The following is a 26,986-nucleotide window of genomic DNA, read 5'->3' on the forward strand; positions in this document are numbered from 1 at the left end:
CCGCGCGTGATGACGATTGCGTGAGGCCCTTGGCTTGCGTCTTTCATCGCAAGTCGGCCAATGCTAGGTTTGGTAAACCTTTCGTAAGCTCACAAGGGCAAATTGTATGGTGAGAATACCGTCTGTTTGTTTTGCGTCGTGAAGGTATTGCGTACGATGTCTCCAGTCCCCCCAAAATATGCGTTAAGTCGCCGTACATTGGTGAAAGGCTTGCTGCTTGCCAGCGCCGCGCCGATGTTGGCCGCTTGCCAGTCTGAATACATGCCCAAGCATCTCCAGCCGCTTCCTGCCTCGTTGCAGTTGAAGATGGACCGTCTGGCGATGTCTGAGGCTGACCCTGTTTATATGCGCATCTTCAAGGAAGAGGGCGATCTGGAAGTCTGGAAGCGTGGCCCAAGCGGTCGCTTCATGCTGCTGGAAACCTATGAGATATGCACCTGGTCGGGCGAACTTGGCCCGAAATTCCAAGAAGGGGACCGTCAAGCGCCCGAGGGTTTTTACACCATCACACCGGCGCAGATGAACCCGAATTCCTCGTTTTATCTGTCGTTTAATTTGGGCTTTCCCAACGCTTTTGATCGCTCGCACGGCCGCACTGGTTCGCACCTGATGGTGCACGGGGCCTGCTCATCTGCTGGCTGCTACGCCATGACAGATGACCAGATTGCTGAGATTTATGCGCTGGCGCGCGAAGCTTTTGAGGGTGGTCAGCGTGCGTTCCAAGTGCACGCCTTTCCGTTCCGTATGACGCCGGAGAACATGGCCCGGCATGCAGGGCACCGCCACTTTGCCTTCTGGGAAATGCTTCAGGAAGGCTATCAGCATTTCGAAGTGACGAAGATACCGCCGCAAGTGGATGTCTGCGACCGTCGTTACATCTTCAACGCGGTTGCCGCTGAACAGTTCTCTGCCGCCCAGCAATGCCCGGCTTACACAACGCCTGAGCCTATCGCCTCGTCATTTCAGGCTGCACAGGCTGAGCATCGGGCTGCCTTTGAGGTGGCGTTGGCTGAGTACCACCCCAATGGCGTTGTTGCGCCGGCCGTCGGTGAACCAGCGGTCGCTGCCGATCGAGTGATGGTGGCAACCACGCCGCAACCCGTGGCACCGCCAACCGCTGCACCGGCGCCCGTTGTTGCAACGGCCCCGGCGGCTCCCACGCCGCCGCCCTTGGCTGAAACGGCGGTTGCAGCGCCCGCGCCAGCAGCGGCATCATCACCGGTCCCTGCCCCTGGCGTTGAAACAGCAGCGGTGGAGGCTGCCCCTGCATCGGCCCCTGCAGCCGGTAATTCGTTCATGGCGCGTGCTGGCAGCTTGTTTGACGGGATGTTCTCAGGCAACTGATCCCCTAGAGGTTTCTCGTCAAAGGACTTGTTATGCCCTTTGCCACGCTTGATGGCCGACGCGTGCACTACACCGACACTGGTGGTGCCAACGACTTACCTGCGCTGATCTTTGTGCATGCCTACACATGCAATGCATCGCTTTGGGACGGCATGATTGCCCGCTTTGCGCCAAGTTACAGATGTTTGGCGGTGGATTTGCCTGGCCACGGGCAGTCCGAGCCCAACGACAAGGCTGCAGATATGGGCTTTCTGGCGCAGAGCGTCATCGCTGTTCTTGATGATGCCGGTGTCGAACGCGCTCATATGTGCGGTTTGTCGATTGGCGGAATGATCGGTCAGCATCTCGGGCTCTCCCATGCTGATCGAATGCTCTCGTTGGTGCTTGCTTGCACCACGGGACGCTTGCCATCGGAGGCTGCCTCTATGTGGGATACGCGGCTAGAAGCGATCACCAAGCGTGGTCTCTGGGCGCAAATTCACGAAACCATGGAGCGCTGGTATGGCGCTGGGCTGATCGACGGGTTTGGCCCGGCTGATCTTGATCCGGTGGCGCGTATGATCGGTTCGACCACGGTCGCAGGCGCGCTCTCGTGTGGCCTGGCCGTCAAAGCCCATGATGTGCTCGATCGGTTGGGCGACGTATCGACACCAACACTGGTGATTGGTGCTGATCGCGATCTTTCGTTCCCTGCCGAGCACCCTCAGGCCCTGGCAGGCGCTATTCCTGGCGCGCAGATGGTGATGCTGAAGGATGCTGGCCATATGGCACCAGTTCAGGTGCCGGACGCGTTTGAGACGGCGTTGCGGGACTTTTACGCCTCTCTTTGATCACACGAAAATGTGCCGATAGGTCAATTGCTTGGGCTTTGGCTGCGCGCTAGGCATGGGGTGTGAAGACGCGCTCCATCCTCCTTCTTATGATCGCCGAAGTGTGTGGCATGAGCCTTTGGTTTGTGTCGGCGGCCGTGTTGCCGGGCATGGTGGCGGAGTTTCCGATGTCTGCTGGTCAGCAGGCAGCGCTGTCCAGCGGCGTGCAAGGTGGGTTCGTGCTTGGCGCGTTGGCATTGGCCATCTCCGGTCTACCCGACAGACTTGATCCAAGGCTGGTGTTCGCAGGCTGTGCTGTCTTGGCTGGTTTGGCGAACGGCGCGCTATTGTTTGTCCCACCTGACACGTTGGGCGCGGTGCTGTTGCGCGTCGTTACTGGAGCGTTGCTCGCTGGGGTTTATCCGGTGGGTATGAAGATTGCCGTTGGTTGGGGTTCTACCGACCGCGGCTTGCTTGTTGGTGCGCTTGTTGGGGCCGTGGCGCTGGGGTCAGCTTCGCCGCACTTTCTGGCGCTAACTGGTGGAACGGATTGGCGCACGACGGTGATGCTGGCGTCTGGGCTTGCGGTTTTTGGCGGGTTGCTGGCTTTGGGCGCGAAACTCGGGCCGCATCATGTCACGGCAGCCGCGTTCAACCCCAAAGCTATCGGCACCGCCTGGACGAACAAGGGGGTGCGCCTGGCGATCATCGGCTATCTGGGGCACATGTGGGAGCTTTACGCCATGTGGGCGTGGATTGGCCTCATTGCGGCGGCTTCCTTTGCGATCAGCATGCCTGGTGACGATGCTTCGCGACTTGCGACGCTGACCGCTTTTTTGGTGATCGCTTTGGGTGCACTGGTGTGCGTGCCGACCGGTTGGCTTGCTGACCGGCTGGGCAAGGCGCAGGTAGCAGCCGGGGCGATGGTGATCAGCGGCGGGTCGGCAGTGCTTGCGGCTTTTACCTTTGGCGGGCCGATTTGGCTGGTATTACCCGTTTTGCTGCTTTGGGGCGCAAGCGTGATCCCAGACTCTCCGCAACTCTCAGCCCTGGTCGCCGACCATGCACCTGCCGACCAGACAGGCAGCCTTCTCACCTTCCAGACAGCGCTTGGTTTTGCACTGACTATGGTCACCGTGCAGGCAACGCCTGTTCTTGCCAATCAATGGGGCTGGCAGCCGGTCCTTGTGGTGATGGCGCTTGGCCCTGTCGTCGGCGTATGGGCGATGCGGGCGCTGATGCGCGCCCACTGACCTTTACCTAGATTGCGCCGTGGCAGTGCTTGTATTTTTTGCCAGAACCGCAAGGACACGGCTCGTTTCGGCCGACTTTGCCCCAGGTTTCAGGACGCTGCGGGTCGCGCGCTTCTGGTGCAACTGGTGCTGCGCCTGGGGCTAGTTCACCGCGAAGCGCTGCCATGCCTGCAGCCGCTTTTGCCATGGCTGGTGACATAGGTTCAGCGGGTTGTGGCGCCGCGCCAGGCACATCATCAGCGGTTGGAAGTTGTGGTGGTGCTTCGGTGCGCACCTCAACGACCATCAGATGTTTGGTGACAGTCTCACGCAGATTGGCGAGCAGCGCTTCAAACAGCTGGAAAGCTTCGGTGCGATATTCCTGCAGCGGATCGCGTTGGCCATAGCCACGGAATCCAACCACTGAGCGTAGATTGTCGAGTGTCGCCAGATGCTCTCGCCACAGTCCATCGAGGGTTTGCAGCAGCACCGCGCGTTCAACCTGGCGCATCACGTCAGGGCCAAAGCGGGCAACGCGTCCGGCATAAGCTTCATCGGCGGCGCGTTTTAGGCGCTCCATGACATCATCTTCGGCAATGCCTTCTTCGTCAGCCCACGCCACAACAGGCAAGTCAAGGTTGAGCACGGCTTTGACCTGCTCTTGCAAACCTTCAGTATCCCATTGTTCGGGATAGGCTTTTTCAGGAATGTGCGCAGCGACAAGATCTTCAATGACGTCATGGCGCATGTCCTTGACCGGTTCGGCCAGATCATCCTCTTCCATCAGCTCCAAGCGTTGGTCGAAGACCACGCGGCGCTGATCGTTCATAACGTCATCATATTTCAGCAGATTTTTGCGGATGTCGAAGTTGCGCGCTTCAACCTTCTGCTGCGCCTTCTCAAGCGCCTTGTTGATCCAGTTATGGATAATCGCTTCGCCTTCTTTCAGGCCAAGCTTTTGCAGCATGCCATCCATCCGGTCGGAGCCGAAGATGCGCATCAGATCATCTTGCAACGACAGGAAGAACTTGGAATGTCCGGGGTCACCCTGGCGACCGGAGCGGCCACGCAGCTGGTTGTCGATCCGGCGGCTTTCGTGACGTTCCGTGCCGACGACATAAAGCCCACCAGCATCCAAGGCTTGCTGTTTGAGCTTTGCGACTTCCTCGCGGATCGATTGAGCCTTGCCTTCTTTTTCAGCCCCGTCTTCCATCTCACCAAGCTCGGTGACGATGCGCATATCCGCGTTGCCGCCAAGCTGAATGTCGGTCCCGCGACCGGCCATATTGGTGGCGATGGTGACCGCGCCAGGCACGCCGGCCTGAGCAACAATCAAAGCTTCCTGCTCGTGGAAACGGGCGTTCAAAACCTGGTGCGGAATGGCTGGGTTTTTGCCCTTTACGCCCTTGGCGGTTTCTTTGAGATACTCGCCTGCTTGACGCAGGTATTCGGCAAGTTCTGCCTCGCCTTTGTCGGTGTTGTCGGCCTGCTCGATCAGCTTATCGGCAATGGCAAGCACTGCCTTCTTGTCAGAAAGCATCTGCGAAAGCAGTTCAGACTTTTCAATGCTCGTGGTGCCAACGATGATTGGCTGACCGCGACGCGAGCAATCGGCGATCAACGCCACGATGGCACGGTATTTGTCTTCGAACGTTCGGTAGACTTCATCGTCGTCATCGACACGAGCCACTGGCACATTGGTGGGAATTTCAACCACTTCCAGGCCGTAAATGTTGCCGAACTCTTCAGCTTCGGTGGAAGCCGTACCGGTCATGCCGCCGAGCTTGTCGTAGAGGCGGAAATAGTTTTGGAAGGTGACCGACGCGAGCGTCTGGTTTTCCGGGTTAATCGCCACATTTTCTTTGGCTTCCAACGCCTGGTGCAGGCCATCGGAGAAGCGGCGCCCTGGCATCATACGGCCGGTGAACTCATCGATGATCACCACTTCGCCATTGCGCACGATGTAGTCTTTGTCGCGCTGGAACAGCTGATGGGCCCGCAAAGCCTGGTTCATATGGTGGACGACTTGAATGTTTTCGGTGTCGTAAAGGTCCGTGCCATCTTCAATCAAGTTCGCTTCGGCCAGGATCCGTTCGAGCGTTTCTGAGCCTTGCTCAGTGAAGTTCGCGGTGCGCTGCTTTTCGTCGATCTCGTAATCATCTTCCACCAGCTGCGGCACCAGCTTGTCGATGGCTGTGTAAAGATCGGATTTGTCAGCCAGCGGACCGGAAATGATCAAAGGGGTGCGGGCTTCATCAACGAGGATTGAATCCACCTCATCGACGATGGCAAAGCGATGCGCGCGCTGCGCCATTTCCGCGCGGCGATACTTCATGTTGTCGCGCAAATAATCAAAACCCAGCTCATTGTTGGTCGCGTAGGTGACGTCGCAGCGATAGGCCGCGCGGCGTTCTTCATCGGACAGCCCGTGAACAATGGTGCCGGTGGTAAGGCCGAGGAAACCATAGACTTGCCCCATCCAGGCCGCGTCGCGACGGGCGAGATAGTCGTTGACGGTCACCACGTGAACGCCTTTGCCTTCGAGCGCGTTGAGATACACAGCCAGCGTGGCGACAAGGGTTTTACCCTCACCGGTTTTCATTTCGGCGATTTTGCCTTCATGCAGCACCATGCCGCCGATCAGCTGGACATCGTAGTGCCGTTGGCCAAGGGCGCGCTTGCCGCCTTCACGCACAACCGCAAAGGCCTCAGGAAGAAGCTTGTCCAGCGTCTCTCCATTTTCCAGCCTCTGGCGGAATTCAGCGGTTTTGCCGCGCAAAGCATCATCAGAGAGGGCTTCCATCTCCGGCTCAAGCGCGTTGATCGCCTCAACGCGGGCTTGATAGCCTTTGACGATGCGATCGTTGGAGGACCCAAAAAGTTTGGAGGCGATGGAACCAAGGCCGAGCATGGCGGGGAATATCTCCGCGCACCCTTATCGGCCACATCAAGGGCAGGGTGCGATGAACAAGAAAAGCAAAGCTGGCTGCATGGCTGATGATGCCCTTTGCAGCGGGTGAGAAAGCGCCACACAGATAAGAATGGCCCTTTTGCTTGTCAACGTCGTGAAACATCGCCATGGTCCGGCCCGATTTTGAGGAACAGGGTCGTTTTCACGCCGAGCGTCCAATTCAAGGAACATCGTAATGCCGCATCTCTTCACCCGCCTGGCTGTTGCCGGGCTTGCCACCTTTGCCATGTCGAGCGCTGCATTGGCGCAGGATGCTTTCGAGCCCGACACCGTGCTTGCCACCGTCAACGGGTATGAAATCACCGAAGACGAAGCGCTTATGGCCAGCCAAGACTTTGCTGAACAGTTGCAGCGGGTGCCAGACGATCAGCGGCGCGCGGTGATCGTTGATGCTTTGATCGACTTGCACCTTTTGGCCAGTGCCGGTGAAGAAGAAGGGCTTGCCGACAGCGAAGCTTTCCAGCGCCGCCTTGCTTATCAGCGTGCTCGCACATTGCGTACCGCCTACTTGGTGGATGTGCTTGCCGCTCAGGTTGATGATGAGGCCTTGCGGGCTGCTTATGACGAGGCCGTTGCAGGTTTTGAACCGGAAGAAGAGCGCAAAGCGCGCCATATTCTGGTGGAAACCGAAGAAGAAGCGCGTGCTGCCATCGAAGAGCTGGATGACGGAGCGGACTTTGCCGAACTGGCGACCGAGCGCTCAACCGGGCCAAGTGGCCCCAATGGCGGTGATCTTGGATTTTTCACCCGTGGTCGCATGGTGCCCGTCTTTGAAGATGCTGCTTTCTCATTGGAGGTTGGCAGCTACACACCGGACCCAGTGGAAAGCCGCTTCGGCTGGCATGTGATTTATCTGGAAGAAGTGCGCGAAAGCGAAGCACCATCTTTTGAAGAGCTGGCACCGCAAATCCAGCAGGGTTTGTTGCAGCAGGCTTTTGTGGACGCCATTGGCGGTCTGCGTGAGGAAGCTTCTATCACCTACGAAGTCGAAGGCTTAGAGCCACCAGCCGCACCAGAATAACACAAAGGCTGGTTTCTATGAGCGGGATTGATTTTCCCTCACCGTTTACCCCTGCGCACGACCCACATGTCTTACCGATTGTGGGCGTGCGCATGGCGACGGCGGCGGCTGGGATCAAATATGCCGGACGTACAGACGTTCTTTTGATGGCGTTTGACGCAGGCACCAGCGTTGCTGGCACCTTCACGCAGTCAGCCTGCGCGTCGGCGCCAGTGGAGTGGTGCAAAGACCTCCTAGGCGAGGGAAAAGCTAGGGCATTGCTCGTCAATTCCGGCAACGCCAACGCGTTCACCGGCATGAAGGGCAAACAGTCGGTCCAACGCTCGGCCGATATTGTTGCGCACGCTTTGGATGTGCCTCCACAGAGTGTTTATCTCGCATCGACAGGTGTTATTGGAGAGCCCCTCACGGCAGATAAATTTGCTGATGTGATGGAGGGATTGGTTGGTTCACTTGACGGTGCACCTACCCGTTGGGTGGATGCTGCCAAGGCAATCATGACCACTGACACCTTTCCTAAGGCAGCCTCGCGACAAGTCGATATCGATGGCGAGGAGATCACCCTAACAGGGATCTCCAAGGGCGCCGGTATGATCGCGCCCGATATGGCAACGATGCTTTCCTTCATCGCTACGGATGCAGCGATTGCGCCCGATGTCTTGCAAGCGATGGTGAGCAAAGCGGTGGGTGGAAGTTTCAATCGCATCACCATCGATAGCGATACGTCAACGTCTGACACGGTGCTGTTGTTCGCGACCGGCAAGACACTTAGTGAGACGCCGATTACGTACATCGAGGATTCACGGCTGGGTGTATTTCAGGCCAAGCTGGATGAGCTGTGCCTCGAGCTTGCTCATGCCATCGTGAAAGATGGGGAAGGGTTGTCGAAATTCGTTACGGTGCGCGTTGAAGGCGCAACGAGCAATGCAAGCGCCGATGTCATCGCGCGTGCTATTGGCAACTCTCCCCTCGTAAAAACGGCGTTTGCTGGGGAAGACGCCAACTGGGGCCGTGTGGTTATGGCTGTTGGCAAGGCTGGGGAGCCCGCCGATCGCGACAAGCTTGCCATTTGGTTTGGCGCCGGTGGTACCGAAGTTCGTGTTGCCGTTGAGGGCGCTCGCGACCCAGCCTACAGCGAAGAGGCTGCTGCGTCTGTCATGAAGCAGCCAGAAATCACCTTGCGCGTTGATCTTGGACTTGGCGACGGAGCGGCAACCATTTGGACCTGCGACCTCACCAAAGCCTATGTCGCGATTAATGGCGATTACCGCACATGACACTGAAGCTTGTTTTGGTGGCCGCTGCTGCTTTGGTGGATGCCGATCATCGAGTGTTGATCGCAAAACGTCCCGAAGGCAAAGCGATGGCGGGTCTCTGGGAGTTTCCAGGTGGCAAGGTTGAGGCAGGCGAGCGCCCTGAAGAGGCATTGCTGCGGGAACTGCACGAAGAGTTGGGTGTTGAAACGCAGACGGCCTGCCTTGCGCCGCTGACTTTTGCCAGCCACGCTTATGATGACTTTCACCTTTTGATGCCGCTCTATGTGATCCGACGATGGACAGGTCACCCCAAGCCGCGCGAAGGGCAGGATCTGGCCTGGGTGCGCCCCAACCAGTTGCGCAGCTATCCTATGCCCGAGGCTGATGGCCCACTGATCGCCCCGCTTATTGATCTGCTGTAGTAAACACGGCCTTTCGTTGATTACTTAACCTTGCGTGAAGAGATTTGATCTATCCCGTTGGCCCTGTGGGATGGAGCTATCTGTGCAGGTTCAAGGCATTATTCGACCAATAGCGCCGTTGGATTTGGACCGGACGCCAGAAATGCGTCCGCTGGTCGAGGCATGGCATCATGGCGATCATGCGCAACTGACAGACTTACAATCTGGGCCGTTTTCCACCCTTGCCGATGATTTCCTCATTGTAGAGGCCGAGGAAACAGGCGGGTTTGTCTACACCCACTATGGCGCGAACATCACCCGGTTTAGCGGCATGTCAATGCTTGGCATGTCCTCGAATGATTTCGACACAGATATCATGTCGTTTTTTGTTCGCAGTTACGACGAAGCCTTGGCGATGCAATCGCCCGCCTATGCCGTCAATAAAGCGGTGATGACGCATCAAACCCACAGTTGGCAGCGGCTTTTGCTGCCAATCGCGGCGTGCACTGAGCACCCGAAAGATCGCGTGTTGGCGTTCGCTAGACCCGTCGCCATGGTTTGGGATGTTTTGGCCGACTTTACACGGGATACGGGGTTCCTTGGCGGCACATTGGAACCGATCATCCAGGATGATCGTGTTGTCGATTTTGCCCTGCTTATGCTTTCCGACCCAATGGATGTTTTTGGCAGCCGGCAGATGGATTGCCTAAGCGCGTTGCTTGGACGAACCTTGGAGCCTGACGAACTGGACGACATCATCAATGCATCCGATGGTGTGAAAGCTTTCTGCTGCGATCTTCCTGACTCAATGGTTCGGTTTGGCCGCGTTTTTGGCTTGAAAGTGACCGGTAGCCCCAATCAACCGATCTTCTCACTGAGTGACACAACCGAGCATGTTGTGGCGCGTGAGGAGACTGATGAGCACAAGACGGCGATGGAAGACTTCGCCAATACAGCATCGGATTGGATGTGGGAGACGGATGCCGACAATCGGTTCACCATGGTCACCGATGCGGTGTTTCATAAGTCCGGCTACAGGCCAGACTACTATATCGGCCGAAATCGCTTCAAACTGGAGGCGTTGCCGGAGAATGCCGGTCGCTTTGATGATCACAAACGTGAAATCGCGGCCCAGCAACCTTTTCGAAATTTTGTTTATTGCTCGTACGCCGCTGACAACACACCACGTTGGTCGCGCATCAATGGCGTTCCGCGATATGATAAGCAGGGGCGGTTTGTTGGGTATCGCGGAACTGGCAGCAATATCACCGCAGAGGTAGAAGCGCGGCAGGCTGCTGACGATCACAAGCAGGCGATGGAAGACTTTGCGCAAACGGCGTCCGATTGGATGTGGGAGAGTGACGCCGACCACAAGATGACGATGATCACCGACGCGGTGCAAGCCCAGACCGGTAATCCGCCATCGCGCTACATTGGCAAAAGCCGTTTTTCGTTCGCCGATGACCCTGACAATGCCGAGGCGTTTGCCGCCCATCGCAAAGACATCGATGCACATCTGCCTTTCCGCGACCTCGTCTACAAGATCAAAGGCGCCGACGGGCGTGATCGGTGGCTGCGCGTCAATGGGATTCCCCGCTTTGATTCCAATGGGCGATTCCTGGGGTATCGTGGAACAGGCAGCAACATCACGCCGGAGGTCGAAGCCAAGCGAGCATTGGAAGAACGCAATGCAGCGATGGAGGACTTTGCCGAAACTGCATCTGACTGGATGTGGGAAACCGATGCTGACCACATTTTTACGTCCATGAGTGCCGCTGTTGAGCAGTTCACTGGCAAATCCGCACAATCCTATGTGGGTGTGCCGCGGTTTGATCTGATCGGCACCTCAGAAAGTGACGAGGTTCTTCGAAAGCACCACGAGGATGTTAGAGCACGTCGCGCGTTCAGCAACTTCATCTATAAAGTGGAATTGAGTGATGGCCGGTGCATGTGGGCTCGCGCCAACGGCAAACCACGGTTTGCTGATAATGGCGCTTTTCTGGGTTATCGCGGCACCGGAACCAACATCACCGATGAAATCGAAGCGCGCGAGCAAGCTGCTCGCCGTGCACAGGAGCTTGCTGAGGCTCATCGTTTGGGTCGATTGGGCGCCTGGTCTTTTGACCTTCGCTCGAAAACAGTAACGTTAAGCCCGGAGTATCTCGACCTTGTGGGTTTGTCCAAGGACCAGGCCATCAAGCAGCCGGACGAGGCTTTGCAGCGTTTTTCGCCGGAGTCGCGCGAAGCAGTTCAGCGGTCGTTTCGCAAGGTTTTGCGCAACAAAGGTAGCGAGGCTGTGGATGTTGAGTGGATCGCTGGCCGCTCCAAATCCATCGAGCTCAGTGTTGTTGCCAAAGCAAGACAAGATGCGCGTGGGCGAGTGTATGAAATCTTTGGCACAGTGCAGGACATCACGGAGCGTAAACGTGCTGAGCGTGCCCTAGAGGCCTTGGCTTTCCACGACCCGCTGACCGGTCTCGGCAATCGCTCTTACTTCTCGCGCGAACTTGATGCTGTTTTGCAGCGTACCAAGACCAGCGACACCAATGCTGGCTTGCTGTTGCTTGATCTGGACCATTTCAAAGAGGTCAATGACTTGCTTGGGCATGCAGCTGGCGACCAACTTCTGCGCCGTGTATCAGAGCGTCTGTCTTTGTCTGTTAATGGCGCAGGCACGGTGTTTCGACTCGGTGGTGATGAGTTTGCCATTGTTATGCCCGATGTCGGGTCGGCTTGTGACCTGAGTGCAGTGGCGCGAAGCATCATCTCGGCTTTCTCTGGCACGGTGAAACTCAACGAGGGTTCTGTTCATATCTCGACCAGTATCGGGATGGTGATGCTGCCTGCACAAACCAGTGATCCGGATGAGGGGATGCGTTTTGCTGATTTGGCGCTCTACGAAGCCAAAGCTGAAGGGCGCAATCGCGCGCTACTTTTCCATGCTGGGCTTGATCAAGAAGTGCAGGATCGGGTGAATCTGGCTCGCGATCTGCGTACGGCCATTCAATCGGATGAACTGGATGCCCACTATCAACTTCAGATCGATGTCATGGACGGCAAGATTCTCGGCTTCGAAGCTCTGGCCCGGTGGAATCATCCCACGCGCGGTCCAATACCCCCTTCAAAATTTATTCCGATTGCGGAAAGCTCGCGGCTTATCGCTGATCTGGGTGTTTGGATGGTTCGGGAGGTTTGTCGTCAGGGGCGTGCTTGGCTCGATGCTGGCGGGGCGCCCCTTGAAATGGCTGTTAATCTGTCCGTTGCGCAGCTTTGGCATCGCGATGTGGAAGCCGACATCACTCGTGCACTTGAGCAGACTGGTTTCCCGCCCGAACTGTTGTGCGTGGAACTAACCGAAAGCGTGTTCAGCGATGAGGCGATGCCGCGCATTCAACGCCTTTTCAGTCGCTTAAAGCAGTTGGGTGTGAAGATCGCGTTGGATGATTTTGGAACAGGCTACTCATCGCTGAGCTATCTCAACGATCTGTCGTTCGACAAGTTGAAGATCGATCGATCTTTTGTTTCCAACTGCGATCAAAACTCGGAGAAAAAACGTCTGCTGCAAGGCATTATTGGGCTCGGCAGGGGGCTTGGTCTGAGCTTGGTTGTTGAGGGCGTGGAGACCGAAGCGGAACTCCAAGTGGTGTCAGATCTTGGATGCGAATGCGTCCAAGGATTTTTCTTCGCAAAGCCAAAGGCTTTTCATGAAGCGTGCCTGGATGCTGCACACATTGAAGCTGAATACAGTTTCCGACCGGTGTTCTGGAAAGACGGTGACAAAGCCAACTGTCCTGACGCCGATCTCCGCCCGCAAGCGTCAACGGATTGTATCAAGCGGCATGCTTAGCGAGCCGAGCTCTGCCAGGTTGGTTCAATCTTTAACAATTTGGCGGGATAATTCTTCAATGCCAGGCGCTAACACGGTGCCATGTGAGTAGGGGCGTTACGATGAATATCCTAAGAAACTTCATGCGCAATGAATCAGGCGCGACTGCGCTTGAGTACGGGCTTATCATCGCGGCTACATCAGTTGCGATTTTGGTTAGTCTCCAGCTAGCTGGCGACAACTTAGGGGTGATTTTGTCGACAATTTCTACGGCCCTTCAGTAGTCCGCCAAAAACGGGTCTTTCTATCCTAGCGATTTGGTTTTTCACCACTGGGCTCTTCCTGCGTCCCCAATGCATCAGCAAGACGGGTTGTTGCTGACCCGGGACGCAAAGGTTTTTGCTGCACTTCGGATGGTGCCCATCCCGAAAAAGAAACGATCTGAAAGGTTGCTCGGATACGCCCATCAAGGTCTGCGTAACGCTCCGCGTAGAGCTGCGCAGCGCGCACCGCACGCGTTTTGGTCCAGGGTTTGCGACTGCGATGGACGAGCGGATTGGTCGCACCCATAGCCCGCAGATCGGCCATCAACACAAACAGATTGCCGTAGCGCACCGTCAGGGTATCGACGTCCGTCACGGGCAGTGCAAAGCCAGCCCTTTGCAACAGGCTGCCAAAATCACGCACATCGACGAAGGGGATCACTCGCGGGCTTGCACCGCCGGTAGCTTCGTCTTCTTCGGCGGACAAAACATCGCGCAACTCATGCAGCGTGTTGCCACCCATCAACGCGCCTAAAAACAGGCCGTCTGGTTTCAATGCACGGCGAATTTGAACCAAGGCTCCTGGGAGGTCGTTCACCCACTGTAAGCCAAGGACAGACGTCACGAGGTTTAGGCTTTCGGGGGCGGCTGGCAGGTGCTCTTGCATAGCCACGCTGGCTGGAACTTGGCCAGTGCTTGCAAGGGTTTCATCACTGACCAAGCGCGTCATCGATTTTACCCGCGGGCTTTTGGTGAGCAGCTCCGCGACCTTGCCGTCGTCGTCAGAGAGATCGAGGGCGTGATCGAATGTGCGTTCCACAGCATCAAGGCGTTCACGAACTTCGTGGGCTGCGTGATCACGCAGGAAGCCGCCATCGCGAGCTTTTGGTTTTGACGCCGTGGCCAGAGCACGGCGTTTGCGTTGGCGGAGCAGTTGGCTGTCAAAAATCAGCGGTGCGCCGGGGGCGGGAGAGGAGGGTGATGTGGGCATACGGTGGTTCGACCTGTCAGAACGGCATTGGTGGCCATCTAGGGTGCGCCGCAACTATCGAGAAGTGGTCTCTTTTTGTGCAATGCACCCTAATGGGGAATCTGCGCATGACAATGCAACGCTAATACTTTACGACGAATGGTGTATGACCTTAGTGGCACTTTGCGCGTTTCACGCACAGTCTGTCGATCTTCAGGTCGTTTGCGTGGTCGATTTCTTGGGGGGAAAATGACAAAGCGCCTATCTGCACTTAGCGGCCCGCCCGCCAACGCTGCGTCGCACACTGATCTCCCCAACACGCCATCACAAGGCTTTCTGACCCAACTTGCGCTTCGTGTTTTGCACGCGTCGCGTGCCACCTTCACGAACACTCTCGACTTTGTCGTGCCGCCCAGCTGTCCATTGTGCCGAACCATGGTCCAAATGGATGGTGGACTTTGCGGTTCATGTTGGCGGCAAGTGCCATGGATCGAGGCTCCTGTGTGCAATCGGCTGGGACTTCCGCTTGCCTATGATCTGGGACCAGGTGCTGTGTCAGCCGAAGCGCTTGCCAATCCTCCGGAGTTTGATCGCCTGCGGGCCGTATGCACGCATGACGGCGTGGCGCCGCGTCTTGTGCACGCCTTGAAGTTTTCCGGCCAGCGGCATTTGGCGGAGTCGCTGGGCGCCATGATGGCGCGCGCTGGGCGAGCGCTGTTGCTTGAGGCTGATACAGTGCTTGTTCCTGTGCCTTTGCATCCATGGCGGCAGTTACATCGACGTTACAATCAGTCTGCCCTGCTCGCGCGTGCCATTGGTGCCACTACTGGAGCGCCGGTTCTTTATGATGGTGTGAAGCGCGTGAAGCGGACGCGGCAGCAACTCTCTTTGTCGCGCGGGGATCGGCTGCGCAATGTGCGCGGCGCGTTTAAACTGACGCCAAAGGCGCGTGCTGCCTTGGCTGAAAAGCGTGTGGTGATGGTTGATGACGTTCACACCACCGGGGCAACACTCAACGCGCTGGCACTGACGCTGCGTTCACAAGACAGCAGCATGCGGCCTAAACACGTCGACGCTTTGGTTTTTTCCACTGCCGTTGTGCAGGAGAGCATCAGCACCATATAACGGCGTTGACTTGGGCTCTGCCCAACCCGGTGTATGGAGGGCCTGATGGCCAGTGTTACGATTTATACCCGCGCGATGTGCGGGTTCTGCTCGCGAGCAAAGTCTCTGCTGAAACAAAAAGGTGTCGCGTTTGTCGAGCATGACGCCACGTTGAAGCCAGCAGTGAAGGCGGAAATGGTTTCAAAATCTGGCGGCGCTGCAACCTTTCCGCAGATTTTCATAGATGACCATCATGTTGGCGGATGCGATGATTTGTTTGCGCTGGAGCGCGCTGGCAAGCTTGATGGCTTGCTGGCGGCCTAAGGACAGATCATCATGAAGATCGCTCTCATTCAAATGCGCTCAGGGCGCACCATGTCAACCAATGTGGACGAGGCGTGCGCGTTGATTGCCCAAGCAGCTGCACAGGGCGCGACATATGTGCAAACGCCTGAGATGACGACGCTGATAGAGCGCGATCGAGATCGTATAGCGACTGAAGTGACCGAAGGGGCAGTTGATGCCGCGACCGTACGGTTTGCGACGCTTGCCCGTTCATTGGGCATTGCTTTGCACATTGGCTCGATGGCTGTGCCACTTGCCGATGGGCGCTTTGCCAATCGGGCGCATCTTTTCAATTCCGATGGTGCGCTGATCACCACCTATGACAAGATTCATATGTTTGATGTTGATCTTGCTGGGGGTGAGAGCTGGCGTGAGAGCGCGATCTATGCACCCGGAGAGCGCTGTGCTGTCGCTGATCTGGGCTCTGTACGTCTGGGTCTTGGCGTCTGCTACGATTTGCGTTTTGCAAAGCTTTTTCGTGCGCAGGCGCGCGCTGGCGCAAATCTGCTGACAACGCCAGCAGCGTTTACCCGTCAAACAGGTGAAGCCCACTGGCATGTGCTGTTGCGTGCTCGTGCCATTGAGACAGGCAGCTATGTGGCTGCCGCTGCCCAAGGCGGAACGCATGAGGATGGCCGTGAAACCTATGGCCATTCACTGGTTATCGACCCTTGGGGTATGATCGTGGCTGAAAAAGACGATGATGAGCCCGGCGTTTTGATGGCCGACCTGGACATTGCCAAAGTCGCCGATGCACGTGCCAAGATCCCTGCGCTTACTCATGACCGAGACTTTACGTTGGAAACCGTATCGCTCTCACCGTCGAAGGCTGTTGCATGATTTCTTACTCCCTGAGGTGCTCCAACAACCATGCCTTTGATGGGTGGTTCCGTGGTAGCGACGATTTCGACATGCAGGTCGAAGGTGGGTTGCTCCAATGCCCGGTCTGCGGTGACGCGTCGATCAGCAAGGCCCTAATGGCGCCGAATGTCTCTACCGGTCGCGCCAAGGAAAAAGCTGCCAAAGAGGTGCACCAGGCTATGGTGCAAGCGAAAGCAGCGTTGGAAGCAGAAGCCTCAAACGACACCCCCAAAGCCCCCGTTGATAGCGAGGTTTCGCCTGCCCCAGCTGCGCCGCCAAACACGCTTGTTGCAGCATCTGTGCCGTCTTTGAAGGATGCACCCGCGCCGGTGAAGGCCTATGTGGAGACCGTGCGCAAATTGCGGGCTGAAGTGGAAGCCAATTCTGAGGATGTAGGCACGCGCTTTGCCGAAGAAGCACGCAAAATGCATCATGGCGAGGTTGATGAGCGCCCTATCCGTGGGGAAGCGAGCCTGGAAGAAGCCGCGGCGCTCGACGAGGAAGGCATAGACGTGTTTGTCTTACCGGCGCTGCCTGAGGATGGTCACTAAGAACCTTACTCCTGCGCGCTTGGAGCTGGCCGCCACTTAAAGCCGACATGCACCAGACCGTGATCTGTTGTGCCGCTTTCCTTGTGATCCTCATAGTTGAGGTGATCATTGTTGACGATCATTTCATCAAACGCCCACAAACGATCTTTTGAGTTGTCGTAGAACTGCTCAGAAAACAAAATGTGATCGAGGCTTTCGCGCTGCTTCTTAAAAACATGCGTGTAGTAAACATCGCGGGTTGAGCGGTATTCTTGCAGTGTTTGGGCTGTGTAGAGCGCGTTGTCACCACCTCCAACCGACAGTGGATTGAGGTAGCTGGGCTGCTCTGTGAGCACGTTGAGTGTGTTGCTTGATTTGCCGTCATTAAGATCGCCAAGCACAACCACCGGCTCATTGGTCCCCTTGGTGATTTTGGTGATTGCAACGCGAAGCGCTGCCGCTTCGGCGGTTCTGCGGATGGTAGAGATCGCATAGCCGAGAGCCGTTACATGGGGACCATGGATCTCTTTCTCGTACCAGGAGCGTTCGCGCCAAATTTGGGTCGGGCGCCGGGACTTGAAGTGACAGACAAACACATGAATCACTGGCGTGCGTGGATCGGGCCGAACTTTCACGTGAAGCACAGGTCTGGAGAAAGAGCGAAGGGTGACTGAGATGCTTTCGGTCTGAGGATCTTCACCGGTCGACTGCAAAACAGCTTCTTCGGGGAAGTCTTTGATCCAGACTGGTTCGTCGACCAGCATGTCGGTGCGCACGGCGCCAGCACAGACGATGCTCTTCCCGTTGTGGTTCGTTGGTACAAGGGGCGTGTAGCTGGTGGCGAGGTCTGCCTCGTTGAGCACTTCAACGAGCGCGTCTCTTGCCCAAAGTTCCTGAAATCCGATCATGTCGGCTTGCAACCGTAACAAGCTGGCCGCAGACCAGTTTATCTTCTTCTTGTAGGTTGGTTCATCCCACCCGTCTGTGTCGCGATAGATCGCTTGGCCGGGCAGTTGCAGATTGTAGAGATTGAACGTTGCGAAGGAGATGTCGCGGCTTGCCATGGCGTGTTCCGTTCATGACTGAAAGGTACGATGGGAGCAAAAGCTTGTCAGAAAGCAGAGTGAATACTGCTCTAGCAAAGTATCTGATATCGCTATGGTGTTTTTATGACAGAAAAACGCGCGCTATCGACCCCAAATCATGAGTGATTCTGGGTGCCTTGTAGTCTTTGGCCAAGTTTTACGTTGGGCTCATTTTGGCATCGCAGCGATGCCATGTATCGTGATCAATCAAGAAATGGACGAATGAGCAGACTTGCCTACTCGTTCGGCCGGGCCGCCAGCACCATGTAGTTGACGTCCAGATCATTGGGCACGCGCTTCCAGCGATCCTCCAATGGATTGAACGCCACGCCGGCGCGATCAATGATAGCCATGCCTGTTGGTTCAAGGGCGTTTGCCAGTTCTTCGGGCTTCACCAATTTGTCGTATTGATGGGTGCCAACTGGCAGCCAGCGCAACAGGCGTTCGGCCCCAATGATTGCCATGAAAAACGCTTTGGCGGTGCGGTTGATGGTGGCAATGAACATCACGCCACCAGGCTTCACCATAGCCGCGCAATCGGCAACGAAGCTGTCGACATCGGCCACGTGTTCCACCACTTCCATGTTGAGCACGACATCGAAGGTTTCGCCGTCCGCTAACAAAGACTCTGCTGTGGTTGCACGGTAGTCGATGGTCAGACCCTGTTCTTGCGCATGCACGGCAGCGGTGCTTATGTTTTTCTCGGAGGCATCGACGCCCACAACCGTCGCGCCCAAACGCGCCATCGGTTCGCAAAGCAGACCGCCGCCGCAACCGATATCTAAAATGCGCAGACCTTTGAGAGGGTGGGCGAGCTTCTCATCCAGGCCGAAATGAGCGCACAGTTTTTCGCGGATATAGGCCAGACGCACCGGGTTGAACTTGTGCAACACACCGAACTTGCCTTTGGGGTCCCACCATTCAGCGGCCAATGCAGAAAAGCGTGCAACTTCATCGGGATCGATGGAGCTTGTGGTCGTGGCCATGGATGTGTGTGCCTGTGCTGCTTGCGTTGGTGTCACACTATAAGAAGCGCGGTGGCAAGCGCCAGTGGCCTCATGTCGCGGCCCTGTTTCCCGCGCTACAAAAAAGCCGGGAGAGGTTTCCCTTTCTCGGCCTTTGATGACGTGGTGGTTAGGCTAATCTTACGCGGCTGTGACGCTCTTTAGGAACGTGTCGATTTCGCCGCGCAACGTGTCAGCTTTCTGTGAAAGGTCTTGAGCGGCCGTTCGCACAGTGCCAGCGGAGCTTGATGTCTCGCCAGCAGAGTTTTTTACGACCGATACATTGTCGGCGACGTTCGATGTGCCATGCACCACTTCCATGACAGATGAAGATATTTCAGCGGTGGCTGCGCCTTGCTGTTGCGTGGCTTCAGCAATCATGTCGATGGTGCCGTTGATGTTCTCAATCACAGTGCCAATGTCGCGGATAGCGACAACTGTTTCGCCGGTGGCATCTTGGATAGACCCGATCTGTTCGGAGATCTCCTCAGTTGCTTTGGCGGTTTGGGATGCAAGGGTTTTCACCTCGCTGGCCACGACAGCAAAGCCTTTGCCAGCTTCACCAGCACGTGCTGCCTCAATCGTTGCGTTCAGCGCCAGAAGGTTGGTTTGCTCCGCAATATCGGAGATGAGCTTCACCACATCGCCAATCTTTTGTGCGGCGTCTGACAGGCTTTCCACTTTCTCATTGGTCGTGCGCACCGTGTGGGTGGCTTGACCAACCGTGGTTGTGGTTTCATCCACTTGGCGGGAGATTTCGGCGATGGATGCTGTCAGTTCCTCCGTCGCGCTGGCCACGGTTTGAACGTTGGATGAAGCATCTTGCGCGGCCTGTTCGGCAGTTGTGGCGCGGCCCGATGTGTCTTCGGCGACGTTTGCAAGGTTGACAGCAACCTCTTCCATCTCGCCCACACGGCCGCTCACAGCATCAAGCATTGTGCTGACCGAGGCGCGGAAGTCTGTAATCAATCCCTCGATACGTTGCTGACGCTCCATTTGCTGGTTGGCATCAGCCTCCACCTTGCCTGCCATCTCCGTCTGACGAAGTGCATTGTCACGGAAGACTTCGACAGCTGCTGCCATAGCGCCGATCTCGTGACGCTCTTCGCGCGCTGGAATGGTGATGTCGGTCTGACCGTCAGCCAGCTTCTTCATTGTGTCGGTGATGGCGCGAACAGGACGAGATATTGAGCGGCTGATGGCAAACCCAACAACAGCCCCAAGAAGAATGATGATACCACCGATGAGGGCGAATTTGGCGACCTTGGCCAACAGCGCCGCGCGCAGATCATCTGTGTAAAGGCCTGTGCCGATGGCCCAACCCCAGGGCTCGAACTGAACCACATAGGAAAGCTTGTGGATCGGTTCATCGGAGCCAGCGCGTGGCCAGTAATAGTCAACAAAGCCTGAGCGCTCTGGTGAGCTGGCCGCAACGATCAGCTCGCGAAAGAGGTAAGTTCCATTAGGATCTTGAAGGTCGTTGAGATTCTGCCCATCCAAGTCGGGACGCACCGCATGCATGAGCATGGTGCCTTCCAGATCATGGATGAAAAAGTACTCGATGTCGCGGTAACGTATGTCCCGAATGGCGTTCATTGCATTGGTTTGTGCTTGCTCAACAGTGATCTCGCCAGCTTCAGCGCGGGCATGTTGGGCCGCCACCTGCGACACAGCTGCGTCCGTGATGCTGATCAGTTCGGCGCTGCGTTGTTCATTGAGCATCTGGTTCGACAGATACAAAAACGTGCCTGCAAGGGCGAAGATACCCAGGCCAAAAACAACAGATAGCGCAACGAGGCGCATTCCAATGGATAGATTTTTCACAAAGTGGCTCCCGATTGGACCGGCCCGACTAAAAAGGCGGTGGCGGTTCAATTGATCAAAAAGTTCGGTTTTGACGAAAGCGTTATGCTTTGTCCCCAGCGCTAGCCTTCTCGGCCAAATCTCTTAAAAAAGTACGATGATGTGCGTGCTTTTACGTAACGTTGCGTCAACAATACATCGCGATTGGAGAGTTAATAGTAAAACGCTTACCTCGGCCGCGTTGACTGATCCCCAGAAACGCCCATGGACTTGCACCTGCTTTGCCGCTAACACGCGCCGGTCTACTGGCTGACACCAGCCCACCCTTCGACCCTTGATAAGAACAGCGCAAAGCCATGGCCCGTTTGGTCCTGAAATTTGGCGGCACGTCGGTTGCCGATTTGGAGCGCATCCGCACAGTCGCGCGTCATGTGAAGCGTGAAGTGGATGCAGGCCACGAGGTGGCCGTCGTCGTCTCCGCTATGTCGGGTAAGACCAATGAGCTTGTGGCGTGGTGTCGTGAAGCTTCGCCGATGCATGATGCGCGTGAGTATGATGCGGTGGTTGCATCTGGTGAACAGGTGACCTCTGGCCTGCTCGCAATCACTCTTCAGGGCATGGGTGTGGACGCACGCTCCTGGCAGGGGTGGCAGATACCGCTTAAGACCGATGCCAGCCATGGCTCGGCACGTATCGAATCCATCGATGCTGAAAAGCTTGTGGGTCGGATGTCGGGTAGTGAAACCGGCACACCCCAAGTGGCAGTGATTGCAGGCTTCCAAGGTATATCGCCGGATGGCCGCATCGCGACGTTGGGCCGTGGAGGATCTGATACCTCTGCGGTGGCGATTGCCGCCGCAGTCGGAGCAGACCGCTGCGATATCTACACCGATGTTGATGGTGTTTACACAACCGATCCACGTGTCGCCTCCAAGGCGACACGCATGGACAAAATTGCCTTTGAAGAGATGCTGGAGATGGCATCGCTGGGCGCCAAAGTCTTGCAGGTACGTTCGGTGGAGCTTGCCATGGTTCACGGGGTGCGGGTGTTTGTGCGCTCATCTTTTGATGATCCTGAAGCGCCCGAACTTGCGACCGATACACCGGTCGGCACGCTGATTTGCGATGAGGAAGAGATAATGGAAGAGCAGGTCGTCACCGGTATCGCCTTTTCGCGCGATGAGGCTCAGATTTCCTTGCGCCGGGTGAAAGATCGCCCAGGTGTTGCTGCGAGCGTTTTTGGTCCCCTGGCCGAGGCAGGCATCAATGTGGACATGATCGTGCAGATCATTTCCGCTGATGGCGCGACAACCGACATCACTTTCACACTGCCTGAAGGCGACTACGACCGAGCCGTTGGCATTTTGGAGCACCCTGAAAGTGGTATTGAGTTCGACGCGCTTAACGGTTCGAAAGACGTTGTGAAAGTTTCAGTTATTGGCATTGGCATGCGCAGTCATGCCGGTGTTGCTGCCGACGCGTTTAAGGCGTTGTCGGAGAAAAACATCAATATACGCGCCATCACGACCTCCGAAATCAAGATTTCGGTGCTCATCGATGCGGCTTATACTGAGCTTGCCGTGCGCACGCTGCATTCGCTATATGGTCTCGACGCGGCATAAACGGACAAAAACCGGTTGCCGCAACGGTGCGGCGGCGTAAACTTCCTTTGCAAGGGTTTGCACCACAAACCATCTGACAGGCGAGGTCACCATGCCCATGCGCAGTTCGCTAGCGGGGCCGCGTGTCCTGCTGCGGCGTTTGCGCGAGGTCATGGCCGAGCGCATCAGCGGGCAGGAGCGGCTGGATAAGATTACAGTGCTCATCGCAGCCAACATGGTGGCTGAGGTGTGCTCGGTGTATCTGCTGCGCGCCGATGGTGTGTTGGAGCTTTCGTCCACTGAAGGCCTCAACAAGGAAGCGGTGCACCAGACTGGTCTAAAGATTGGCGAAGGTCTGGTTGGTGTTATTGCGGCAAGCTCTGAGCCGCTGAACCTTGCTGATGCGCAAAAGCATCCAAGCTTTGCTTATCTGCCTGAGACGGGAGAGGAAGACTATCACTCTTTCCTGGGTGTTCCGGTCATGCGCGTTGGTCGTGTGCTGGGCGTTCTGACGGTGCAGAACCAGGCGCGTCGCAGTTACTCCGAAGAGGAAGTGGAAGCGCTGCAGACCGTGGCTATGGTCATCGCTGAGATGATGGCCGCTGGTGAACTGCAAGGGGTTTCGCGCTCGGGGCTTGATCTTGAAGCGGCACGTCAGCTGCACCTTGAAGGGTCTGGCATTGCCGATGGTGTGGGTCTTGGTCACGTGGTGCTGCACGAGCCACGCCTCATCGTCACCGACATGATCGCTGAAAACATCGATGAAGAGATCGATCGGCTGGATCAGGCGGTTGCGCGACTGCGCCTCTCCATCGATAGCATTGTGGAGTCCGGTGACGTTGCCCATCACGGCGAGCACCGCGATATCCTCGAAGCTTACCGCATGTTTGCCTATGATCGGGGCTGGGCGCGACGGATGCGCGAAGCAATCCAGTCTGGTCTTACCGCCGAGGCAGCCGTGGAGCGTGTGCAGTCGGACACGCGCGCCAAACTGATGCGCCAGAAGGATCCATTGATCCGTGAGCGCTTGAACGATTTTGATGATCTGGCTTACCGCTTGTTCCGCGAGCTTTCAGGCGAGAATGGGCGTCATCAAGATCAGATGCCTGATGATGCAGTGATTGTCGCGCGCATGATGGGCGCTGCTGAACTGCTTGACTATGACCGCTCGAAAATCCGCGGTCTGGTGCTCGAGGAAGGCGGTCCGACCAGCCATGTTGCTGTTGTCGCCCGCGCCATGGGTGTGCCGGTCGTTGGACGCGTAACTGGTGTTGTTGCGCTGGTTGAAGATGGCGACCCGATCATCCTGGATGGCGAAGACGGTGCGGTTCATGTGCGTCCACCCGTCGATGTAGAGCGGGCCTATGTGGAGAAGGTCAAATTCCGCGCCCGGCGCCAAGCGCAATATCGCGCGCTAAAAGACCGAGCGTCTGTCACTGCGTGCGGCGTGCCGATCATGTTGCAGCACAATGCCGGTCTGTTGATCGACCTGCCGAGCCTTGAAGAAACAGGCGCCGATGGCATTGGTTTGTTCCGCACGGAGCTTCAATTTATGGTGGCGCGTTCACTGCCGCGCACCAAGGAGCAGGAAACGCTGTATGCTCGGGTGCTTGATGCGGCTGGCGAGCGCCCCGTCACGTTCCGTACGCTCGACATTGGTGGTGACAAGGTTTTGCCCTACATGCGCACCTTCGCCGAGGAGAACCCAGCTTTGGGTTGGCGCGCGGTGCGGCTTGGGTTGGATCGTCCGGGCTTGATGCGCTTACAAATCCGAGCGCTGCTGATGGCGGCGGCTGGCCGCAGTTTGCGGCTGATGTTTCCCATGGTCACGGATGTTGCCGAGCTGGATTCAGCCAAGGCGATTGTGCGCCGTGAAATCTCTCATCTGGTCAAGCATGGCTACAAGACCCCGACTGATCTGAAAATCGGTTCGATGATCGAAGTGCCATCCTTGCTCTACCAATTGGATGCAGTGATGAACCGCTGCGATTTTGTGTCGGTTGGTTCGAACGATTTGTTCCAGTTCATGACCGCCACTGACCGCGGCAACACGCGCTTATCAGGGCGTTTTGATATTTTGTCCCCGAGCTTCCTTCGGCCCTTGAAAGCCATTGCCGATGCCAGTGAACGCAATCGTTGCCCTGTTACGGTGTGCGGTGAGATGGCGGGCCGTCCCGTTGAGGCGCTGGCGCTTCTTGGCCTTGGGTTCCGCCGCCTCTCCATGTCACCGGCCTCTGTTGGTCCGGTGAAGGCGATGGTGATCGATGTGCGTATGGAGCCGCTTACCGAGGCGATGGACGCAATGCTCTCTGACCCGCTGGCCACTGTTTCGGTGCGTGAGGCGTTGGTTGCCTATGCAGATGAACATGGCATAAGCCTCTAACGATCGCCGGTCGCGTTCTCGGACGCAAAGTCGGCTCCCACCCCGGTTCAAGTCCGGGACAAGCTTTTGTTGAAACGCTTTTATGATCTCAGACCAAAAAATTGATGCGCTTATTGCGCGCTTTGAAGGCATTGCAGCCAAAATGGCATCGGGCGCTGAGTCTGACGAATTCGTCCAGCTCTCGCGTGACTATGCTGAGCTCGAGCCGGTCGCCGAGCAGGCCAAGTTGCTGCAAAAAACGCGCGATGAGCTGGAAGAAGCGCGTGAGATGCTGGCCGACCCGGATCTTGATGAGGAAATGAAAGCCCTCACGCAAGACGAGGTTGAAACACTAGAAAAGCAGTTTGAGAGCCTCCAGGCCGACCTTCAAGTTGCCTTGCTGCCCAAGGACAAAGCCGATGCGGGCGGTGTGATCTTGGAAGTGCGTGCCGGCACCGGCGGGGACGAGGCAGCGCTGTTCGCCGGTAGTCTTTTTCGGATGTATCAGCGCTATGCTCAGACCAAAGGTTTCAAGGTTGAGGTGCTTTCGCAGTCAGAAGGTGAAGTGGGCGGCTTTAAGGAGATTGTTGCCGAGGTGAAGGGCCAAGGTGCCTACGGATTGCTGAAGTTTGAGTCTGGTGTGCACCGCGTGCAGCGCGTGCCGGAGACAGAATCTGGCGGGCGTATTCACACCTCTGCGGCCACCGTTGCGGTGCTTCCAGAAGCCAAAGACATCGATATTGAGGTGCGCAACGAGGATATCCGTATCGACACCATGCGCGCTTCTGGGGCTGGTGGTCAGCACGTCAACACGACCGACTCAGCCGTGCGCATCACGCACCTGCCAACAGGCATTGTTGTTCTTCAAAGCGAGAAGTCACAGCATCAAAACCGCGCTCGTGCCATGGAAGTGCTCAAAGCCCGGCTTTACGATATGGAGCGGCAGAAGGCAGCCGATGAACGTGCTGATGCCCGTAAAGGACAGGTGGGGTCTGGTGATCGCTCAGAACGCATCCGTACGTACAATTTTCCACAGGGCCGTGTTACCGACCACCGGATTGGCCTGACGCTCTATTCGCTGGATCAGGTGATCTCTGGCGATGCGCTGGACAGTGTGATTGAGCCGCTGATTGCTGCGCATCAGATGGAACTGCTCGCCGAGAGCGAAGCCAATTGAGCCCAACCTTCAATGCGCTCGTACGCGATCTTGCGACGCGTATTGATGCTCGCCCTGATGCCAACGGCTTGCGGGAAGCGCGCCTGTTGGTGGAGCATGTCACCGGGCATTCAACCGCGGCGCAGATCGTTGTTGGCGACCACACTGTTCCCCAAAGTGACCACGAAGTTCTTATGGGACTGTTGGCACGACGTGAGACTGGCGAGCCCTTGGCGCGATTGTTGGGTCATGCTGCGTTTTGGGACTTTGAGGTTGGTCTCAACGATGCAACCTTGGTTCCGCGCGACGACACCGGCACGTTGGTGGAAGCAGCGTTGGCGTTGTTGCCTGCCGATAGCGCTGCCAACGTGGTGGATGTTGGAACTGGTTCAGGTATCGTTCTGCTTGCGCTTGCTCGTGAGCGCCCCCACATCACGGGAACCGGCATCGATGTTGCGTCAGACGCCGTGACCCAAGCCCAGGCCAACGCAATTGGCCTCGGTCTTGATGATAGGCTTACATTTTTCCAAAGCAATTGGTTGGACGCGGTGGATGGGCCGCTGGATATGGTTGTTTCCAATCCACCCTATATTCGATCAGGCGACATGGCCTCTCTTTCAATGGAAGTGCGCGAGCACGACCCAGCGCTGGCCTTGGTGGCGGGAGAGGACGGCTTGGATGCGTACCGCGCGTTGTTGCCCCAGATTGCCACCAAGCTGAAGTCCGGTGGGCATGCCCTTCTCGAGATCGGTCATAATCAGGCGGAGGATGTTAGTGGGTTGGGAGAAGCTGCCGGGCTTAGTCATCTTTCAACTGCCCAAGATCTTTCTGGCCGAGATCGCGTTGTTGCTTTTCAACGCTGAAGCCGTTTGCGCCAAACCTATGTCGAGGCACAACGCAAAAACGCTTCGATTGGCAGGCTATGAAGGGTCGCGTGATCATGTTTGGACAAAAAAAGCTTGGAAAAGCGTGGCGAAGCAGCTAGGGCTATTGGTGCTGCAGGGCACCTGGAAACATAGCCAAGACCCACTGAACAGATGGC

20 protein-coding genes and 2 pseudogenes are annotated in these 26,986 nt (G+C 56.7%); 16 read left to right on the forward strand and 6 right to left on the reverse strand.

Annotated elements, in window-relative coordinates; all coding sequences use genetic code 11:
• Positions 1-156: 156 nt before the first annotated feature.
• The 3 genes from ABWH92_RS05805 (at position 157) to ABWH92_RS05815 (ending at position 3,406) form a co-directional block, all read left to right on the forward strand.
• A complete protein-coding gene (locus tag ABWH92_RS05805) occupies positions 157-1,344 on the forward strand; it encodes a L,D-transpeptidase family protein (protein WP_375572998.1) in 1,188 nt (395 codons plus the stop codon).
• A gap of 32 nt (positions 1,345-1,376) precedes the next feature.
• Positions 1,377-2,174 carry an alpha/beta fold hydrolase gene (locus ABWH92_RS05810; protein WP_375573000.1) on the forward strand — a complete coding sequence of 266 codons (798 nt, stop codon included), beginning with the start codon at positions 1,377-1,379 and terminating at the stop codon, positions 2,172-2,174.
• A gap of 62 nt (positions 2,175-2,236) precedes the next feature.
• Positions 2,237-3,406, forward strand: a complete 1,170-nt coding sequence (locus tag ABWH92_RS05815) for an MFS transporter (protein WP_375573002.1) — start codon at positions 2,237-2,239, stop codon at positions 3,404-3,406.
• A gap of 7 nt (positions 3,407-3,413) precedes the next feature.
• Here the strand turns inward: ABWH92_RS05815 and ABWH92_RS05820 are convergent.
• Positions 3,414-3,533, reverse strand: a pseudogene (locus ABWH92_RS05820) (SEC-C metal-binding domain-containing protein); the annotation flags it as partial.
• 173 nt (positions 3,534-3,706) lie between these two features.
• Positions 3,707-6,296 (reverse strand): annotated as a pseudogene (gene secA, locus ABWH92_RS05825) (preprotein translocase subunit SecA); the annotation flags it as partial.
• A 235-nt stretch (positions 6,297-6,531) separates the two neighbouring features.
• Between secA and ABWH92_RS05830 the strand changes: the two are divergent.
• From ABWH92_RS05830 to ABWH92_RS05850, 5 genes are all read left to right on the forward strand, one after another.
• Positions 6,532-7,377, forward strand: a complete 846-nt coding sequence (locus ABWH92_RS05830) for a peptidylprolyl isomerase (RefSeq protein WP_375573004.1) — start codon at positions 6,532-6,534, stop codon at positions 7,375-7,377.
• A gap of 17 nt (positions 7,378-7,394) precedes the next feature.
• Positions 7,395-8,654 (forward strand): bifunctional glutamate N-acetyltransferase/amino-acid acetyltransferase ArgJ, encoded by a 1,260-nt coding sequence (gene argJ, locus ABWH92_RS05835; RefSeq protein WP_375573006.1) that lies wholly within the window; start codon positions 7,395-7,397, stop codon positions 8,652-8,654.
• The gene (locus tag ABWH92_RS05840) at positions 8,651-9,055 is read left to right on the forward strand and encodes a (deoxy)nucleoside triphosphate pyrophosphohydrolase (protein ID WP_375573008.1); all 405 of its coding nucleotides are present in this window, start codon (positions 8,651-8,653) and stop codon (positions 9,053-9,055) included. The genes argJ and ABWH92_RS05840 overlap by 4 nt, the downstream gene beginning before the upstream one ends.
• An 82-nt stretch (positions 9,056-9,137) precedes the next feature.
• Positions 9,138-12,881 (forward strand): EAL domain-containing protein, encoded by a 3,744-nt coding sequence (locus ABWH92_RS05845; protein ID WP_375573010.1) that lies wholly within the window; start codon positions 9,138-9,140, stop codon positions 12,879-12,881.
• Positions 12,882-13,003: 122 nt separating this feature from the next.
• Positions 13,004-13,144, forward strand: coding sequence for a Flp family type IVb pilin (locus ABWH92_RS05850; RefSeq protein ID WP_375573012.1), 141 nt, complete (start codon positions 13,004-13,006; stop codon positions 13,142-13,144).
• Positions 13,145-13,169: 25 nt separating this feature from the next.
• Here the strand turns inward: ABWH92_RS05850 and ABWH92_RS05855 are convergent, their stop codons facing one another.
• Entirely contained in the window at positions 13,170-14,114 is a 945-nt protein-coding gene (locus ABWH92_RS05855) for a methyltransferase domain-containing protein (RefSeq protein WP_375573014.1), read from the reverse strand.
• A gap of 384 nt (positions 14,115-14,498) precedes the next feature.
• On the opposite strand from ABWH92_RS05855, the gene ABWH92_RS05860 reads away from it, so the two are divergent.
• The 4 genes from ABWH92_RS05860 to ABWH92_RS05875 are packed head-to-tail and all read left to right on the forward strand — an operon-like array spanning position 14,499 to position 16,954.
• Entirely contained in the window at positions 14,499-15,218 is a 720-nt protein-coding gene (locus tag ABWH92_RS05860) for a ComF family protein (RefSeq protein ID WP_375574199.1), read from the forward strand.
• Between the two features lie 45 nt (positions 15,219-15,263).
• A complete protein-coding gene (gene grxC / locus ABWH92_RS05865) occupies positions 15,264-15,521 on the forward strand; it encodes a glutaredoxin 3 (protein ID WP_375573015.1) in 258 nt (85 codons plus the stop codon).
• 12 nt (positions 15,522-15,533) lie between these two features.
• The gene (locus tag ABWH92_RS05870) at positions 15,534-16,382 is read left to right on the forward strand and encodes a carbon-nitrogen hydrolase family protein (RefSeq protein WP_375573017.1); all 849 of its coding nucleotides are present in this window, start codon (positions 15,534-15,536) and stop codon (positions 16,380-16,382) included.
• The gene (locus ABWH92_RS05875; RefSeq protein WP_375573019.1) at positions 16,379-16,954 is read left to right on the forward strand and encodes a DUF1178 family protein; all 576 of its coding nucleotides are present in this window, start codon (positions 16,379-16,381) and stop codon (positions 16,952-16,954) included. Before ABWH92_RS05870 ends, ABWH92_RS05875 begins: the two co-directional genes overlap by 4 nt.
• A gap of 5 nt (positions 16,955-16,959) precedes the next feature.
• Here ABWH92_RS05875 and ABWH92_RS05880 read toward each other — a convergent pair whose 3' ends face one another.
• The 3 genes from ABWH92_RS05880 to ABWH92_RS05890 form a co-directional block, all read right to left on the reverse strand.
• Positions 16,960-17,997, reverse strand: coding sequence for an endonuclease/exonuclease/phosphatase family protein (locus ABWH92_RS05880; protein WP_375573021.1), 1,038 nt, complete (start codon positions 17,995-17,997; stop codon positions 16,960-16,962).
• Positions 17,998-18,254: 257 nt separating this feature from the next.
• A complete protein-coding gene (ubiG, locus tag ABWH92_RS05885) occupies positions 18,255-19,004 on the reverse strand; it encodes a bifunctional 2-polyprenyl-6-hydroxyphenol methylase/3-demethylubiquinol 3-O-methyltransferase UbiG (RefSeq protein ID WP_375573023.1) in 750 nt (249 codons plus the stop codon).
• Positions 19,005-19,163: 159 nt separating this feature from the next.
• Positions 19,164-20,846, reverse strand: coding sequence for a methyl-accepting chemotaxis protein (locus ABWH92_RS05890; RefSeq protein ID WP_375573025.1), 1,683 nt, complete (start codon positions 20,844-20,846; stop codon positions 19,164-19,166).
• 335 nt (positions 20,847-21,181) lie between these two features.
• Between ABWH92_RS05890 and ABWH92_RS05895 the strand changes: the two genes are divergently transcribed.
• The 4 genes from ABWH92_RS05895 (at position 21,182) to prmC (ending at position 26,807) form a co-directional block, all read left to right on the forward strand.
• A complete protein-coding gene (locus tag ABWH92_RS05895) occupies positions 21,182-22,447 on the forward strand; it encodes an aspartate kinase (RefSeq protein ID WP_375573027.1) in 1,266 nt (421 codons plus the stop codon).
• A 97-nt stretch (positions 22,448-22,544) separates the two neighbouring features.
• Complete coding sequence (ptsP, locus tag ABWH92_RS05900) at positions 22,545-24,809, forward strand: phosphoenolpyruvate--protein phosphotransferase (RefSeq protein ID WP_375574200.1); 2,265 nt, start codon at positions 22,545-22,547, stop codon at positions 24,807-24,809.
• A gap of 82 nt (positions 24,810-24,891) precedes the next feature.
• Entirely contained in the window at positions 24,892-25,965 is a 1,074-nt protein-coding gene (prfA, locus tag ABWH92_RS05905) for a peptide chain release factor 1 (RefSeq protein ID WP_375573029.1), read from the forward strand.
• On the forward strand, positions 25,962-26,807 hold the full coding sequence (prmC, locus tag ABWH92_RS05910) for a peptide chain release factor N(5)-glutamine methyltransferase (protein ID WP_375573031.1): 846 nt from the start codon (positions 25,962-25,964) through the stop codon (positions 26,805-26,807). Before prfA ends, prmC begins: the two co-directional genes overlap by 4 nt.
• Positions 26,808-26,986: the final 179 nt, after the last annotated feature.

It is taken from the genome of Ahrensia marina, assembly GCF_042140245.1.
Lineage (GTDB): Bacteria > Pseudomonadota > Alphaproteobacteria > Rhizobiales > MH13 > MH13.